Origin of the sequence: Rhizobium pantanalense (genome assembly GCF_030182525.1) — a bacterium.
Lineage (GTDB): Bacteria > Pseudomonadota > Alphaproteobacteria > Rhizobiales > Rhizobiaceae > Rhizobium.
Map to the genome: position 1 here is coordinate 60,271 of NZ_JAQJCH010000009.1, position 15,922 is coordinate 76,192.

Here is a 15,922-nt window from a genome sequence, read left to right on the forward strand (position 1 = left end):
CCAAAGGACGAGATCCGCATCCATGGCACGTTTTCATCCGCTGACTGTCACCGATGTTCGCCGTGAGACGCGCGATGCAGTCGTCGTCACGCTTGCGCCTGCGGAGGAGGATCGGGGCATCTTCGATTTCACGCAGGGCCAGTATCTTACCTTTCGCCACAAGTTCGATGATGAGGAGCTGCGCCGCTCTTATTCGATCTGCGCCGGCAAGGACGAGGGCGTGCTGAAGGTCGGCATCAAGCGCGTGGATGGCGGCTGCTTCTCCACATGGATCAATGAGAACCTGAAAGCCGGCGACACGTTGGAAGCCATGCCGCCGATGGGCGCTTTCTTCACCGTCATCGAACCCGATGTCGCAAGACACTATCTAGGCTTTGCTGGCGGCAGCGGCATCACGCCGGTGCTCTCCATCATCAAGACCGTGCTCGCGCGCGAGCCCCGCTCGGTCTTCACACTCGTCTATGCCAACCGGCAGATCAGCTCGATCATGTTCCGCGAGGAGCTCGACGACCTGAAGAACCTTTATCTCGGTCGCCTGTCGGTGCTGCATATTCTTGAAAGCGAGGCGCAGGAGATCGACCTTTTCACCGGTCGGATAGACGCGGAGAAGTGCAAAGCGCTCTTCAAGAGCTGGATCGACATCAAGTCGGTTGCGACAGCCTTCATCTGCGGTCCGGAGCCGATGATGCTGGCGATCGCCGCAGCGCTGCGCGAGCACGGCATGCGCGACGACCAAATCAAATTCGAACTTTTCGCCTCCGCGCAGCCCGGTCGAGCTCGCCTGAAGGTGGAGAGTGCTGCCGCCGCCGATCAGGGAGCGAGCTGCGAGGCGACGGTTACGCTCGATGGTGCAACGCGCATCTTCAAGTTTCCCAAGCACGGCAAGTCTCTGCTCGATGCGGCGCTCGAAAACACGATGGATGTTCCCTACGCCTGCAAGGCCGGTGTCTGTTCCACCTGCCGGGCCAAGGTTCTCGAAGGCGAGGTCGAGATGGAGGCCAATCACGCGCTCGAAGATTACGAGGTGCGCCAAGGCTACGTGCTGACCTGTCAGTGTTACCCGCTCACCGACCGCATCGTTGTCAGCTACGACCAATAGGGTCGCATCGAAGGGAGGAATAAGATGTCCGAGACGATGCCGATCGAAGAATATCTGCAGCAGGGCGGCATGCTGTCCTCGCCGGACAATGTGCCTCCTCGCTATCGCGGTGAACTCTTGCGGCTGACGGCGAGCTTTGTCGATAGCGAGCTGGCCGGTTCCGCCGGCTTTGCCGATATCATCAACGACGCGCCTGGCATTCAGGAGCGCATTTCTGCGGCACGCATCGTGCTGGAAAAGACCGATCATGCCGGGCAGGTCCTCAAGATCATGGAGACCTTCGGTGTCGATGGCGGCCGTTATGCCGCCCACCACCCCTGGGCGGCGCGGCTTGCCCGCGACGCCGATATAGGTGCTGTGAGGCACGGCGGCGATATGCGGCTTGCCGTCTTCCATTACCCGCTTGAAGGCTGGGAGGATGCTGTCGTCATGAATGTGCTCATGGGTGCTGCCAGTGTCGTGCAGCTGAAGGAGGTGTCGCGTATCTCCTACCAGCCGCTGGCCGAAACCTTCCGTGCCATCCTGCCGCGCGAAAGACGGCACGCCGAACTCGGTGCCGCCGGTCTTGCCCGCATCGTCGCCGACGATGAGGGTCGGGCCACAGCGCAGACTTCGGTCGCCTACTGGTACCCTCGTGTTGCCGCGAGCTTTGGTCATGCCGGCTCGGCACGCTTCGAAACATTGTCGCGTTTCGGCCTGCGACATCAGCCCAACGAAACTTTGCTTGCCGAATGGCGGGCTGATGTCGATGCGCAGCTCTCTGCGCTCGGCTTGATCTAGGTGAATCCGGGAAAGCCGCATGGCGGTTTCGGTCGGGATTGCCGGAAAAGATGAAGGAAGGAAGCACGGATGAACATCATGGCAAACCAGCCGCGCCGGCTTGAAAGCTATGTCGGGGGCAACTGGGTCGCCGGCGCCAAGGAAGGCGTGCCATTGCTTGATGCGTCGACCGGCGTGCCTGTCGCGTTCATCGATTCCTCTGGTATCGATTTCAAGCAGACATTGGCTCATGGCCGTAACAAGGGAGGACCGGCACTGCGGCGCATGTCATTCCACGAGCGCGCCGCAATGCTGAAGACGCTTGGGCAGGCGCTGCTCGAGAGGAAAGAAGAGTTCTACGCGCTCTCGACGGCGACGGGTGCCACGCGTGCGGACAGCTGGGTCGATATCGAAGGTGGCATCGGAACCCTGCTGTCCTATGCCTCCAAAGGTCGGCGCGAGCTGCCGAATGCACGCGTGCTGCTCGATGGCGATGCGGAGCAGCTCTCTAAGGACCAGAGTTTTTCGGCACAACATATCCTAAGCCCGCTGCAGGGCGTCGCCGTTCACATCAATGCCTTCAATTTCCCCTGCTGGGGCATGCTGGAAAAGGTTGCGCCGACATTGCTCGCCGGCGTTCCCGCCATCGTGAAACCGGCGAGCCAGACAGCCTATCTCACCGAGCTGATGGTTCGCCGCATCATCGAAACGGGCCTGCTGCCGGAAGGTGCGCTGCAGCTCGTTTGCGGCTCGGTCGGCGATCTCCTCGATCATGTCGAAGGCCAGGATGTGGTGACCTTTACCGGCTCTGCCGCAACCGGCCAGCGTCTCAAGACGCACAAGGCGATTATCGAAAATTCCGTGCGCTTCACCATGGAGGCCGATAGCCTCAACGCGGCCGTCCTCGGACTCGATGCGGCACCCGGCACGGAGGAGTTCGACCTCTTCGTCAAGGAAGTCGCTCGCGAGATGACGGTCAAGGCGGGCCAGAAATGCACGGCCATCCGCCGCGTCATTGCACCCCGCTCCTATAGCGAAGCGCTCATTGTGGCCTTGAACGATCGTCTCGGTAAGACGGCAATCGGCAATCCGGCCGATGAGACGGTTCGCATGGGGCCGCTTGCAAGCCTCGACCAGCGCGAGGAGGTGCGGGCGCGCATCCGGGATCTTGCTGCCGATGCCGAGATCGTCGGCGGCGATCCCGATAATCCACACGTGATGTCCGGCGATGCGAGCGCCGGCGCCTTTCTCAATCCGGTCCTGCTCTATTGCGACAAGCCGGGCTCTGCGCGTGCCATTCACGATGTCGAGGCCTTCGGCCCGGTCAGCACCGTTATGCCCTTTGACACGGCGGAAGAGGCGGTCGATCTGGCACGCCGCGGCAAGGGCAGCCTCGTTGCCTCCGTCTTCACCAACGATCCGCATTTCGCCGAGGACGTTGTTCTCGGTCTGGCGCCGTTCCATGGGCGCGTGATGATCGGCAACCGCTTGAGTGCCAAGAGCTCCACGGGGCACGGCTCACCGCTGCCGGGCCTCGTTCACGGTGGTCCCGGCCGCGCCGGCGGCGGCGAGGAGCTCGGTGGCATTCGCGGCGTCAAGCATTACATGCAGCGCACTGCCGTGCAGGGCACTCCACGTCTGCTCTCGGCCGTGATGGGACGCTGGACGGAGGGTGCGGACGCCCACGCCGACAGCGAGCATCCGTTCCGCAAATCGCTGTCGGAGCTCAAGATCGGCGATCAGCTCGTCACCGCCACGCGCACGGTCACGCTGGAGGATATCGAGCACTTCGCCCATTTCACCGGCGATACCTTCTATGCCCATATGGATGAGGCGGCGGCCAAGGCCAATCCGTTCTTCGAGGGGCGTGTGGCGCATGGTTATCTCATCGTCTCTTTCGCGGCAGGCCTTTTCGTCGATCCGGCTCCAGGGCCGGTTCTCGCAAATTATGGGGTCGACAATCTCCGCTTCCTGACACCGGTCAATCCGGGTGATACGCTCCAGGTGCAGTTAACCTGCAAGGAGATCAATCCCCGCATCAATGCCGAGCATGGCGAGGTGCGCTGGGATTGCAAGGTAACGAACCAGCTGGATGCCGTCGTCGCGCAATATGACGTTCTGACGATGGTGGCGAAAAGGAGAGAGTGAGCGCATGACGACGACCGAGCAAGACCCGCATCGCCTGGAAATGACCGTGCTGATGACGCCAGATATGGCGAATTTCAGCGGTAAGGTGCATGGCGGCGCACTTCTGAACCTGCTCGATCGCGTCGCCTTCTCCTGTGCCTCGCGCTATTCCAAGCAATATGCCGTGACGCTGTCGGTCGATCAGGTGCTGTTCAAGGAGCCGATCAATGTTGGCGAACTCGTCACCTTTCGCGCCTCGATCAACGATACCGGCCGTACTTCCATGGAAGTCGGCATCCGGGTGGAGGCGGAGAATATCCGCTCCGGCGATCGCCGCCACACCAATTCCTGTTATTTCACCATGGTCGCCGTCGACGAGACCGGCCGCCCGGTCCGCGTGCCGGAACTGGTGCCGGTCACGCCGGTTGATATCCGACGGCACAAGGCCGCCCAGCTTCGCCGCACCTTGCGTCGCGAGTTCGCGCAACGGATGGAGGCGGTGGCCGAAACCGGTCGCGATATGGAAGGTTTGGGAGCCGACTGAATGGCGCAGATCTATTCCTATGACGGCGTGATCCCGGTCATCGATCCCTCAGCCTTCGTGCATCCGGCCGCGACCGTCATCGGAGACGTTATCATTGGCCCCGCCTGCTATGTCGGGCCAGGAGCCGTGCTGCGCGGCGATTTTGGATGTATCGTGCTCGAGCGTGGCTCGAATGTGCAGGAGACCTGTGTCGTCCACAGTTTCCCAAATCTTGAGGTCGTCATTGGCGAGGCGGGGCATATTGGCCATGGTGCGGTGCTGCATGGCTGCCGCATCGGTGCCAATGCCATGGTCGGCATGAATGCCGTCATCATGGACGAGGCCGTTATCGGCGAGAATGCGATCGTCGCCGCCATGGCTTTCGTCAAGGCCGGTGCCGAAATCCCAGCAAACAGTCTTGCCGTGGGCGCGCCGGCTCGCGTGGTTCGCGAGTTGACGCCGGAAGAGATCGCCTGGAAGCGCCAGGGAACCGCCATCTACCAGCGCCTGGCAGTGGAGGCAAAGGAGAAGCTGGTGGCCGTCGAGCCGCTGACTGCGCCGGAGCCGGATCGCCGCCGTATCCGCGCGCCGGAATATGATCCGCTTGTTCTCGAACGGATGAAGCTCGGCGACTGAGGCGCGACAACTGACGCGTGACATCAACGGATGGCCTTGACTCCTTCCAGGATGAGAGTGGTGGCGATATCGGCATATTCGTCGCGGCTGATCGGGCCATTAGGCCGGAACCACATATAGACCCAATTCATCATGCCGAAGAGCGACATGGTGACCGGCATCAGCAACGGCCTGTTCTTGTTGAGGTCCGGGTTGAGATCCTGGATCACACTGGAGAAGCGCTTGACGATGCGTCGCTCGATCGTTCTGATCTCCGAAAGCTGTTCCGGCGAGAGTGCATGCGTGCCGTTAAGTTGAACCTGATGTTCGTTGTCCGCGCCTTCATAGTTCTTTAGCACGGCTTTCACGAGCAAGCGCAGCCGTTCCTGTGGCGTTATATCGGTGCGATCGGCTGCTTCGATCGCGTCTTCCAGCTCCGTCAGATGCGTTTGCACGATGTCGAATATCAGCGCATCTTTGCCGGGATAGTAATGATAGAGCAGGGCCTTCGAGACATTGCTGTGCGAGGCGATCATCGACATGGAGGCTTTCTCCATGCCGACCTCGGCAAAGACCGCCGCAGCGCTTGCCAGGATGCCACGCTGCTTTTCCTCGAAATCAACTGCGCGCGTGCGTGCCATGTGATCCTGCTCTGCTCATTGCCGATTGACGTTACCCATGCCCGATGGTCGAAGCTTCCTATACACGATCAAATCCTTGTCGGGCTATCCGGTACGACACCAATCATTCTTTCGGGCGATTGTCGACCACACGCTTTGCCTTGCCCTCCGAGCGGACAACGCCGCCCGGCGGATGCACGGTGATCTTCGTCGAGACACCGACCACGCTCTTGATGTGATGGGTGAGTTCCTTTGCCGAAAGACCGCGCGCGGCTTCGTCTGCCGCCTCCAGCGTGCATTCGACATGAACGGTCATGTCGTCCATGCGACCGGAGCGCGTGAGCTCGATCTGGAAGTGCGGCGCAAGCCCGCGGCATTTGAGGATCTGCTCCTCGATCTGTGTTGGGAAGACGTTGACCCCACGCAGGATCATCATGTCGTCACAGCGTCCCGTTACTTTTTCCATGCGGCGCATTGAGCGTGCCGTGCCTGGCAGCAGCCGCGTCAGGTCGCGGGTGCGGTAGCGGATGATCGGCAGCCCTTCCTTGGTCAGCGCCGTGAATACCAGCTCGCCGAGTTCGCCATCCGGCAAGATCGTACCGGTGACGGGATCGATGATCTCCGGATAGAAATGGTCTTCCCAAATATGCAGCCCGTCCTTGCTCTCGATGCATTCGCTGGCAACGCCAGGACCTATGACCTCAGAGAGGCCATAGATGTCGACGGCGTGCATATCGAAGGCGTGCTCGATTTCGTCGCGCATGGCATTGGTCCATGGTTCGGCGCCGAAGATGCCGATCGCAAGCGAGCTTTCTCTGGGGTCGAGGCCCTGGCGGCGGAATTCGTCGAGGATCGACAGCATGTAGGAGGGGGTGACCATGATGACGCGCGGCTTGAAATCCTGGATCAGGGTGACCTGCCGTTCCGTCATGCCGCCGGAGACGGGGACTACCGTACAGCCGAGCCTTTCCGCGCCGTAATGTGCACCAAGGCCACCGGTGAAGAGACCATAGCCATAGGCAATATGCACTAGATCGCCGGCGCGGCCGCCAGCGGCGCGGATCGAACGGGCGACGACGCTCGCCCAGGTATCGACGTCCTTGGCGGTATAGCCGACGACGGTCGGCTTGCCCGTCGTGCCGGAGGAAGCGTGGATACGGGCAAGCTTTTCGCGCGGCACCGAGAACATGCCGAAAGGATAGGTCTCGCGAAGATCCTTTTTCGTGGTGAAGGGGAATTTGGCGAGATCGGACAGGGTCTTCAGATCGGAGGGATGCACGCCGGCTTCATCGAAGCGTTTGTTATAGAAGGGCGAATTCTCATAGGCATGAGTGAGCGACCACTTCATGCGCTTGAGCTGCAGCGCGGAAATCTCGTCGCGCGAGGCAATCTCGATCGCCTCCAGCTCGCCGGCTCGCGGGGAAAGGTTTTCCATGAATGTCTCCTCCAGAAATGCTTATCCTCTTGTTTCTTTTCGCATTCCGGCCGGGAAGCCGCTGCGCACCTTTGCTGGAAATGCTAGACGTTGCCGGCATGCATCTTATTCCGGCAGAAGCGTGCCCTTGACCGTTCGCGAGTGGCCGCGGAATTCCGCGATCTGCTCGCCCTCCTGATTGGTGATCGCAATGTCGTAAATGCCGCCGCGACCGCGGCGCGACACCTCCCGTGCCGTCGCCGTCAGCAGGTCGCCCTTGAAGGCCGGTGCGATGTAGGTCACCGAACAGTGCTGGGCGACGGTGCGTTGGTTGTAGCTATTGCAAGCGAAGGCGAATGCCGAGTCGGCAAGCGTGAAGATGTAGCCGCCATGACAGGTGCGGTGACCATTCGTCATCGCCTCGGTGATTGCCATCGAGAGCGTAGCCTTACCCGGTGCTACTGCAAGCAGCTCCATGCCGAGATGGCGGCTGGCATTGTCCTCATCCCACATGGCGCTTGCGCAGGCTTCGGCGAGTGCCTGTGGGGAAAGCGGGTCGGTCGTGCTCATCTGCCCTTGAACTCCGGCTTGCGCTTTTCGAGGAAAGCCGTGACGCCCTCGGCATAGTCAGCGCTGCGACCGGCTTCGCGCTGAAGGTCGCGCTCAAGATCGAGCTGATCGTCGAGCGAATTTGTCGCTGCCGCCTGGATGGCGCGCTTCGTCAGGCCGAAACCTTTTGTTGGGCCGGCGGCGAGCCTGATGGCAAGCGCCTTAGCCTCATCCATCAGCTTGTCACCGTCTACCACACGCCAGATCAGGCCCCAACTGGCTGCTGTTTCCGCATCCAGAGGCTCGGCCGTCAGCGCCAGCGCCTTGGCGCGGGCTTCGCCGATCAGCCGCGGCAGGTTCCAGGTGCCGCCGGAATCCGGCACGAGGCCGATTTTCGCGAAGGCCTGGATGAAGCGGGCGGAACGGGCGGCGATCGTGATATCGCAGGCGAATGCGATATTGGCGCCGGCGCCGGCCGCCACGCCATTGACCGCGCAGATTACTGGTTTTTCCAGACTGCGAATGAGGCGCAGCAGGGGATTGTAGAAAGTCTCGATCGTATGGCCGAGATCCGGAGTGCCTTTACGCGGATCACGATCGCCGAGATCCTGGCCGGCCGAAAAGCCACGACCTGCTCCTGTCAGGAGAACCGCGCGAACATCCCCATCCTGATGTGCACGCTCGAAGCCGGCACGCAGCGCAAGATGCATTTCCTCGTTGAAGGAATTGAGTTTGTCGGGTCGATTGAGCGTGAGGCTCAAGACGCCATCGGCAAGCGCCGACAGAATGGTGTCGGATTCGGACATGTTTCCTCCCCGCCGCCCTCCGATGACGACCACAAAACTCTCGCATAAACCGACCGGTCAGTCAATTATAATTGCAATGATTGGGAGGAGGACCATGGCCGTCACCGTCACACATGAAGGCGCAATCACTGTCATCGTCCTATCTTGATCCGGAAGAGGTCAGCGAAGGATTTGTGCGGCCGGAGCGCCATGCGAGGCTCTGCGTTGGGCGGCAGAAGATGGCAGCTTCCGATTGCTTGAGAGGCGTTAGCGCGCCGAATGTCCGCAAGCCTCTGCATGCCGACAAGAGAGGCCGCGGGAGGGGGTGAATCTTCTGCCTTACTCCGTGTCCTTCGATTTTAAGGGGTGCCCGCGGCCGCGCAATCTGGCGGAATCGATATATTGAAGCCTGGCTCCAAGGTGCTTTGTTAAGGCAAAATTTGGAGACGCTGATGCTACAAATACTGACACGACGAGACCGCAATGCGGCGTCCTCGTATTTCACCCAGATGTTCCGCGCCCGCGCTCTTGTCTTCCGTGATCGAATGGGATGGGATGTCAACGTCGAAGGTGGTTTGGAGATCGACCGCTTCGACGACGAGCACGATCCTATCTACCTAGCCGTGAAGGAAGAGGACGATGAGCTTACGGGCTCGCTGCGGCTGTTGCCGACAACGAGCGAGACGATGCTTTCGAGCGAGTTCCAGCATTTTTTCAACGAGGATCTCGATATCTGCAGCCCTTCGATCTGGGAGTGCACCCGGTTTTGCGTGCATCCTCCGCTCCAGACCGGACATCCATCGTCGCAGACAGCCGCCGTCGAACTGCTGTCCGGTCTTTGCCGCCTGAGCTTGAAATCGGGCATCGAGCACATCATGGGCGTCTATGATGCATCGATGATCGGAGTTTACCGAAAGATCGGATGGTCGCCGACGCCGCTTGCGCGCTCGCGGCCGGAGATCGGCAACCTCTATGTCGGCCTCTGGGAGGTGAACGAGGAGTCCGATCAGCGGCTTGAGCAGCGGCTGAGGACGATGCGCGGCAAGGATGACAGGACCCCCGCCTTGCAATTCGCATCTTCGTCACCGGGGAATATTCAGTTCAGCTTTTGATGAGCTCGAGCGAAATTGCTTTCGCAATGGCCTGATTTGTGGTGCTGACATGAAGTTTGCGGCGGCCGGAGCTGAGATACAGGCGCACGGCGCTTTCGGAAATTCCAAGAATGGATGTGATCTGTTTTGGAAGCAGGCCGTGCGCCAACAGTTCGAGGCACTCGGTTTCCCGCTTCGAAAGCTTGCGTCCGATGCTTTGCTCTCGCAGACCGGACACGATCAATGACTGCTCATGCAGATAATAGGCGATCACCTGCAGATCGCCTATTATACTGTTTCGCAATTGCTCCCAGTCGCCGCTCTTCAGATTAGAGGTAACTGTAAAAAGCGATCGCTCGCCGTGAGGCCCTCGAACGACCAGCGTCAAGCCGTACCGCCCGACATCAAAGGCTTCGGCTTCACGGAAAAAGGAGATGCTTTGCGGCGACTTCAGATCGAGGGTCGACCAGTCGAAGGGCAGAAATCCGTTGCGTCCAGCTTGAACAACGGGGTCGATGGAGAAATAATCGTGCGCTATATATGTGTCTACCCATTCCGGCGGGTAGGTCAGCAGGAGAAGCGGGTTTTGCTGCGGCAGTGCGGCGATTTGCGTCACATGAAAGGCGGCGTTTGCCAGGCCATATAAAGAACAGAACTTGAATAAGAACTGGCGCAATTCATCGATATCATTTGCCTGAGCTATCTCGGACAAGCAATGAGATTGGCGTGATCCTGTCAACATAGTCTCACCATTGAAGCCGAAGTGAAAGCGGTGCTTGGGCCATGCGCAGCGCGTATGGGATGTCTTTCAAAGTTTGAAGGTCATCCTGGCGCTCCGGCCGCACCCTCAGCTATTCAGAAGCCAACTTTTCGAGGGCGTGATTGGACTCTTAAAATTGTCGAAAACATAGCCGCTGCCAATCATGTGAGGGTTGTGTTGACGTATCTTTGGATACACGCGGAAGATACAGGCCCAACCTCCTCGCCATGTGTCCATACGCGCCATATAGCGTTCCGCTATGCGCCCGCTGCTTCCTTCGAGACCATGCCGATGCTGGCATGTCAGGCGAAATCCGCATCCAAATAGATGACCGATCTGGCGGGCAATCGAAACCTCCGCTACGTCTGGCGAATTCACATGTGGCGCGATCATGCCGGCTTTAAGGCCGGGCAGAGTGCAAGCTCCATATCAGGCTCCAAGAATATTCTTCCTTTACAAATGACCGACGGTCAGTCATATGTATGGACTGTAACTTTCGAGTTTTAAAGGGCATGCGAATGGCCGTCCGCATTGAGAATTTGGGAGGCTCCATGCTGAGCGACGTCTGCTTCCGACGTGTCACATCGAGGGGTGTCCAGTCATGATCCGTCACGATCTCAGCCAGTGGCCGCTCGTGCTTTCAGCCGCTCGCGGCGCGATGTCGCTCGATGAGCAGCTCGTCTTCTTTTCGGACTGGAACGCCTGGCTAGATCGCGGCGAATCCTTTTCGGCATTGCGTTTCTTCACCGAGGCCGAGGCGCTCAGGCGGCCCGAGGGCGGTGCAAAGGATGCAAAGGTTTGGCTTCAGGCCAATGGCGAGCGGATCAGGCAGTTCGTCATTGGCATGGCAACCGTTGTACCGTCCGACGCTCTCGACGAGATGAGCCGCATGAATGCCGAAAAGCTGTTCGGAATCCCTGCGCAGATGTTCGATGATGTCAACGAAGCGGCGATGTGGCTTGCTTCCCTTTCGGCAGCGCAAGGAAGACCACTGGACGTCGGTGGGGCGCTGCGAGGTCTGGCAGCTTTGCGCGGGCTGTCATGAGCGAGCATTTATCGATGTTGCCTGAGGGTGATGAGACTCATTGGCCGCTCGCGATACTGGTCGCGGAAACGCCGCTTGATGTCGACGGCGTGCGCGCAGGTCTCGATATAATCGAGTGCTGGCTGAGGCGCGAACAACCTTTTGCTCTCCTCCTGGTCGCGGCTTGCGGATTCGCGTTTCAAAGAGATGTGGCTGTGCTGCCCGTGCTGGCGCAGCGGCTGGATCTTCTTCGCGAGACGCTTTGCCGCTCCCTTCTTGGGGTCGCGGTCGTTGCCCCCGCATTGACGGTCGATAACGCTTCACGCAGTCTTGCTCGTCTTCCGCTCGATATGCCGTTAGGAGTCTTTGAAAAGGGTTCGCTTGCGGTAAGGTGGTTGTGCGCATCCGCTCTCTCGCCAGCGGGTATTATCATCGACAGCGTATGAACAGCGAGGAGAACTCGTGACCGTTACAGATCGTCCGCGTCCGCGCACCAAGCCGCCGGAAATTCGCCGTGAGGAATTGATGGATGCCGCGCAGAGACTGTTTCTGGAGAAGGGGTTTGCCGCGACCAGTGTTGCGGAAATCGTCGATGCCGCAGACGTCGCCAAGGGTACTTTCTACCTTTATTTTCAGACCAAGGACGATGTCCTTAAAGCCCTGCAAGCGCGGTTCGTCGAGCTCTTTTGCGAGAGGATCGATGCCGTCGCCAGAGCGTCCGCCTCTGACAGTTGGGTGCGGCGGCTCGACGTTTTGATGGAGGCCTGCGTTTTCGGCTATCTCGACGAGGTCGCGCTTCACGATCTGGTATTTCATCAGTTTCAGCCGACGAAGCGGGATATGAAACGTGCCAATCCTCTTGTCAGTCGCCTCACATCCTTCCTTGTTGAAGGGCGTGCCGCTGGCGCGTTCGCCTTCGTCGATGCCCGGCTCACGGCCGTCATGCTGTTCAATTCCATGCACAGCGCCGTCGATGACTGTCTGGCCGATGGATCGGATGTCGACCGGCGGAGGCTGGTGGCAGCCGTTACCGACTTCTGCCGACGCGCCGTCAGCCCCTAGGGCGAAAGAAATGGCGGCTAGGGGACGTTGGACCAATGGAAGCATACCCCTTCGGAAAAAACAGCGCGTATGATGTCTGCCTCGGTCGGTATCTTGAGAGAATAGGCGACGATTTATGCTGCTGGCGAAGATCCGCGCCAAATTTCCCTATCTAAAGTCTGATTGCATGATACGGGACACTGATCCCCGAGGCTGTCGACATGTCCCTCAGTATCCACAGGCTAAGAGGGAAGCGGATACGAATTCACACGGCGCGAGCGATGATTTCGGTGGAACATTCGTGACCTCGATGCGGCGGATTGCGACCGTGACGGTCAGCAAGTGCAGGCTGAATCCTGCAGTTCGACAGGCCGGCGATGAAAGAGTCTGGCAGTCGCCTTCCAAAAGTCTCACCTGCCGCTTTGTTAAGTTCAAACAAACCCTTGCCTCGGCGGTTCGTTGGAGAAAAAGCGGCTCTGATCACTTATGAACGCACATGAGGCGGGCTTTCATAAGTTTAAGTAGAAACTACTTCTTCAAGTCGAGAATCTATAGACAGCACAGGGAGCTATGGCTTCTCGCCCAGAGGGAAATTAATACGTAGCCTCACCAATAATTGAATAAATCTATTATTTCGATCTATATTTAAATTTATCGGCGAATAAACTTAATCTTGTGTACGAAAAGAGGCATTTAGATTAAAATCGTACTTATTATATTGGCAAAGCATTTGCATTATATTATTCTCCCGCCCACTCGAAGGAGGCGGAGCGAGCGGAGGGCGCTTTAAACGATCTATTGCTCTTCTCGAGATCATTTTATGGGCGTGGCATCGTCAGCAACGATACGCCATTCAACGCAATTTCATCCTCAATGAAGTCTGACAGTCTTGTACCGGAGTAGACGCGCGGGTTGGCTCGCTCGAGCGTGCGCTGACTTTCTGGTCGCGTCTTATCGAAAGATGCTTGTCTCGCAAGAAAAATAGCTGCGGAAAATTTGGAGAGGTTTTCCAAGATGCGCTACTATTCGCTAGACGCGATACGCGGTCTCGCTGCGATCGCTGTTGTGCATTTTCATATGGGATTGATCTGGCACGTCGCACCGTTTGGTTATCTGGCGGTCGATTTCTTCTTCGCTCTATCCGGCTTTGTCACCGAAACTGTCTATGGTCCAAGGTTCATAGCCGGCATGACGACGCCAGGTTTCTTTGCCGCTCGACTGAGGCGGCTCTATCCGGTTTTCCTCATCGGCATTCTCCTCGGTGCGTTGGTAATAGCAGCCAAGGTGTTTGCGGGTATCGACAGCCCGCCGGCGTGGGTGGTTCCGCTTAATCTGGCGGTTCTGCCCGCACCCGTCACCGGGGATTATTTCCCTGTAAATGTTCCGTGCTGGACGCTCTTTCTCGAATTCACCGCCTACTTTCTTTATGCTGCGTTTCGACGTTACCTGACGGCACCGATATTGCTGATAATGACGGTGGTTTCGGGCATCACGTTGCTGTCGTGGGGCGATGATTTGAACGTCGGCAGCACGTGGGACACAATCCATATCGGCGTCGCACGGCTTGGCTTTACCTTTCCCTTCGGTGTATTGCTGGCGCGACTTGGTGTCAGGCCCTGTTGGCGGACATGGCTCGCTTTATTGCCGCCCGTCTGGCTCATGGTGATTTTCTATCACTCGCGAGTTGACGCGGATGTTGCGCTATTGACCCTGCCCATGTTGCTCGTCTGGTCCATCGCGCTCGAAGTGCCCGAGAAATTGCGAGCGTTGTCGCGTTGGCTCGGTGACATTTCCTATCCACTCTACATCGTACACTATCCGTTGCTTTCAGCTTTTCAGTTCCTCTGTCGAGAGATCGGGGCCGCAGGGCCAATTGCGCAGATGGTCGGTACGGTGGGTCTTCTCGCTACCGCCCACATGGTGGCGTTTTGGAATGACCGCTACCGCACTTTCGCAGAAAGAAGCGTGGGCTGATGACGAAGGCGAACTGAAGGCGGATCGCCTGATAGCCTGTGCTGCACAGCCAAGCACGACGCGCGGATGCGCCTGAATAAATGGGGAGGGCAATGATTTGGAATTTCGAAGTCATTGTGGCCATCATCGGCAGCCTCGGTGCTGCCGGTATCGTCCTGTGGCAATTGGCGGATCCAAGCCGCCGCAGAAAGGAGACACGGGAGCGTAAGGATAATACCGACGCGATTGTGGAAGAGGTGCGGCAAACCCGGAACAAAGACGACTAGGATATTGCTCAGGCTTCCATCATAACCTTTCAGCCAAGCGAATACGCGAAATCGCCTCGCTGCATGCGGATATGATCTCCGCTAGAATTGATGCGCTCCGGGCCTTTTGGCGACGATGATCCTCGATGCGGCGACATTGATCGCACTATGGGGACTGTCGCGGCTTTCCAACAGGTCGGTGCTGCGCTGAAGCTATTTCGTATGGAGGATCCAGCCCAAAGCCGGTTGCCTCCTCGGGATACGCGACTTATTGAAACGGACAGCTGTGCGATTTCTCAAGGTGAGGCTTTGTAGAATGCCGTCTGTCACGCTTGCGCAAATGAAGGCCGTCGAAGCTTTGGCGCGCACGGGAAAGTTTTCCCGTGCAGCCGAGGATCTGGGCATCAGCCAGCCCTCGGTTTCGACGCAGATCCAATCATTCGAAGAGCTGTGCCGCACGCGCGTCTTCATTCGGGATGGTCATAATGTCAGCGTCGCGCCATCGGCAGTCGATCTGATCGCCAAGATCCGGATCACGCTGAAATGCCTGAGCGAGGTCGACCGCGCGATCACCGATACCACATCGCTGAACTCGGGTACGATCTCGATCGGCTTCAGTGCGCATCGCCTCATCATGCCGGTCCTGACGGCCTTCGTCCGCGAATATCCTTCGCTGCGTCTGACGACGCGGGGCGGGCCTTCGCTCGATCTCGCCGACGCCGTGCTGCGCGGCGAGCTCGACGTCGCCGCCATCTCGCAGGTGGCACCCGACAGCCGTTTTTCCTCCCTGCGTCTGCACGAATCGCGCGTGGCGATCTATGGCCGCAAGGGCGATCCGATGCTGGCCAAAGGCCGGCTGACGCTTGGCGATCTGGATGGCCGCGACATGGTACTCTGGAACAAGGCGTCCGGCACTCGCACGCTGCTGGAGGATGCGGCGAACAAGCGTGGCATACGCCTGAAGCCGGTGCTTGAAGTCGCGACACTTGATGTTGCCTATGCCGCGGCGGCTGCCGGAATTGGGCTGGCGATTTCTATCGAAGGCGAGGTTCCGCCCGATGACCATATCGAGGTCGTCCCGCTGGTCGAGCCGGAGCTGGCTATCGGCCATTACCTCGTGACCCTGCCGGAATGTCGCGATCACGCCGCTATCCAGGCGTTTTTCGATGTCGCCAAGGAGCATGCGCGCGAAGTCGATGGCGGGATGCCTTCGACTTGATTTCAAAATATATGTAAATCATATAATTTTTTAGAATTTATAATTCTTCCATATCGTTTTGCTAGCGTTTGCCCTAT

17 protein-coding genes are annotated in these 15,922 nt (G+C 58.7%); 12 read left to right on the forward strand and 5 right to left on the reverse strand.

What is annotated here, in order from left to right:
* Positions 1-22 precede the first annotated feature (22 nt).
* From paaE to PH558_RS22675, 5 genes are all read left to right on the forward strand, one after another.
* Positions 23-1,099, forward strand: coding sequence for a 1,2-phenylacetyl-CoA epoxidase subunit PaaE (gene paaE, locus PH558_RS22655; RefSeq protein WP_095437287.1), 1,077 nt, complete (start codon positions 23-25; stop codon positions 1,097-1,099).
* Positions 1,100-1,123: 24 nt separating this feature from the next.
* Entirely contained in the window at positions 1,124-1,879 is a 756-nt protein-coding gene (locus PH558_RS22660; RefSeq protein ID WP_095437288.1) for a Phenylacetic acid catabolic protein, read from the forward strand.
* A 69-nt stretch (positions 1,880-1,948) separates the two neighbouring features.
* Positions 1,949-4,006, forward strand: coding sequence for a phenylacetic acid degradation bifunctional protein PaaZ (gene paaZ, locus PH558_RS22665; RefSeq protein ID WP_095437289.1), 2,058 nt, complete (start codon positions 1,949-1,951; stop codon positions 4,004-4,006).
* A gap of 4 nt (positions 4,007-4,010) precedes the next feature.
* Positions 4,011-4,529 (forward strand): acyl-CoA thioesterase, encoded by a 519-nt coding sequence (locus tag PH558_RS22670; protein ID WP_285206676.1) that lies wholly within the window; start codon positions 4,011-4,013, stop codon positions 4,527-4,529.
* Entirely contained in the window at positions 4,530-5,144 is a 615-nt protein-coding gene (locus tag PH558_RS22675; RefSeq protein WP_285206677.1) for an acyltransferase, read from the forward strand.
* 23 nt (positions 5,145-5,167) lie between these two features.
* Here PH558_RS22675 and PH558_RS22680 read toward each other — a convergent pair whose 3' ends face one another.
* The 4 genes from PH558_RS22680 to paaG all read right to left on the reverse strand — a co-directional run bounded on the left by PH558_RS22680 (position 5,168) and on the right by paaG (position 8,512).
* Positions 5,168-5,764, reverse strand: coding sequence for a TetR/AcrR family transcriptional regulator (locus tag PH558_RS22680; RefSeq protein WP_095437291.1), 597 nt, complete (start codon positions 5,762-5,764; stop codon positions 5,168-5,170).
* 103 nt (positions 5,765-5,867) lie between these two features.
* Complete coding sequence (paaK, locus tag PH558_RS22685; RefSeq protein WP_285206678.1) at positions 5,868-7,178, reverse strand: phenylacetate--CoA ligase PaaK; 1,311 nt, start codon at positions 7,176-7,178, stop codon at positions 5,868-5,870.
* A 105-nt stretch (positions 7,179-7,283) separates the two neighbouring features.
* Entirely contained in the window at positions 7,284-7,727 is a 444-nt protein-coding gene (gene paaI / locus PH558_RS22690; protein ID WP_285206679.1) for a hydroxyphenylacetyl-CoA thioesterase PaaI, read from the reverse strand.
* Positions 7,724-8,512 carry a 2-(1,2-epoxy-1,2-dihydrophenyl)acetyl-CoA isomerase PaaG gene (paaG, locus tag PH558_RS22695; RefSeq protein WP_285206681.1) on the reverse strand — a complete coding sequence of 263 codons (789 nt, stop codon included), beginning with the start codon at positions 8,510-8,512 and terminating at the stop codon, positions 7,724-7,726. The genes paaI and paaG overlap by 4 nt, the downstream gene beginning before the upstream one ends.
* Before the next feature lie 431 nt (positions 8,513-8,943).
* Between paaG and PH558_RS22700 the strand changes: the two genes are divergently transcribed.
* On the forward strand, positions 8,944-9,603 hold the full coding sequence (locus PH558_RS22700; RefSeq protein WP_095437295.1) for an acyl-homoserine-lactone synthase: 660 nt from the start codon (positions 8,944-8,946) through the stop codon (positions 9,601-9,603).
* On the opposite strand, the gene PH558_RS22705 is transcribed toward PH558_RS22700, so the two are convergent.
* Positions 9,593-10,324: a helix-turn-helix transcriptional regulator gene (locus PH558_RS22705; RefSeq protein ID WP_285206683.1), complete on the reverse strand. Its 732-nt coding sequence runs from the start codon at positions 10,322-10,324 to the stop codon at positions 9,593-9,595. The genes PH558_RS22700 and PH558_RS22705 overlap by 11 nt on opposite strands.
* Before the next feature lie 619 nt (positions 10,325-10,943).
* On the opposite strand from PH558_RS22705, the gene PH558_RS22710 reads away from it, so the two are divergent.
* From PH558_RS22710 to PH558_RS22735, 6 genes are all read left to right on the forward strand, one after another.
* A complete protein-coding gene (locus PH558_RS22710) occupies positions 10,944-11,387 on the forward strand; it encodes a hypothetical protein (protein WP_285206684.1) in 444 nt (147 codons plus the stop codon).
* Complete coding sequence (locus PH558_RS22715; protein WP_285206685.1) at positions 11,384-11,812, forward strand: hypothetical protein; 429 nt, start codon at positions 11,384-11,386, stop codon at positions 11,810-11,812. The genes PH558_RS22710 and PH558_RS22715 overlap by 4 nt, the downstream gene beginning before the upstream one ends.
* Positions 11,813-11,828: 16 nt before the next feature.
* Entirely contained in the window at positions 11,829-12,428 is a 600-nt protein-coding gene (locus tag PH558_RS22720) for a TetR/AcrR family transcriptional regulator (protein ID WP_285206687.1), read from the forward strand.
* Between the two features lie 993 nt (positions 12,429-13,421).
* Positions 13,422-14,381: an acyltransferase family protein gene (locus PH558_RS22725; RefSeq protein ID WP_285206688.1), complete on the forward strand. Its 960-nt coding sequence runs from the start codon at positions 13,422-13,424 to the stop codon at positions 14,379-14,381.
* A 92-nt stretch (positions 14,382-14,473) separates the two neighbouring features.
* Complete coding sequence (locus tag PH558_RS22730) at positions 14,474-14,647, forward strand: hypothetical protein (RefSeq protein WP_158225450.1); 174 nt, start codon at positions 14,474-14,476, stop codon at positions 14,645-14,647.
* A gap of 295 nt (positions 14,648-14,942) precedes the next feature.
* On the forward strand, positions 14,943-15,845 hold the full coding sequence (locus PH558_RS22735; RefSeq protein ID WP_113409478.1) for a LysR family transcriptional regulator: 903 nt from the start codon (positions 14,943-14,945) through the stop codon (positions 15,843-15,845).
* Positions 15,846-15,922: the final 77 nt, after the last annotated feature.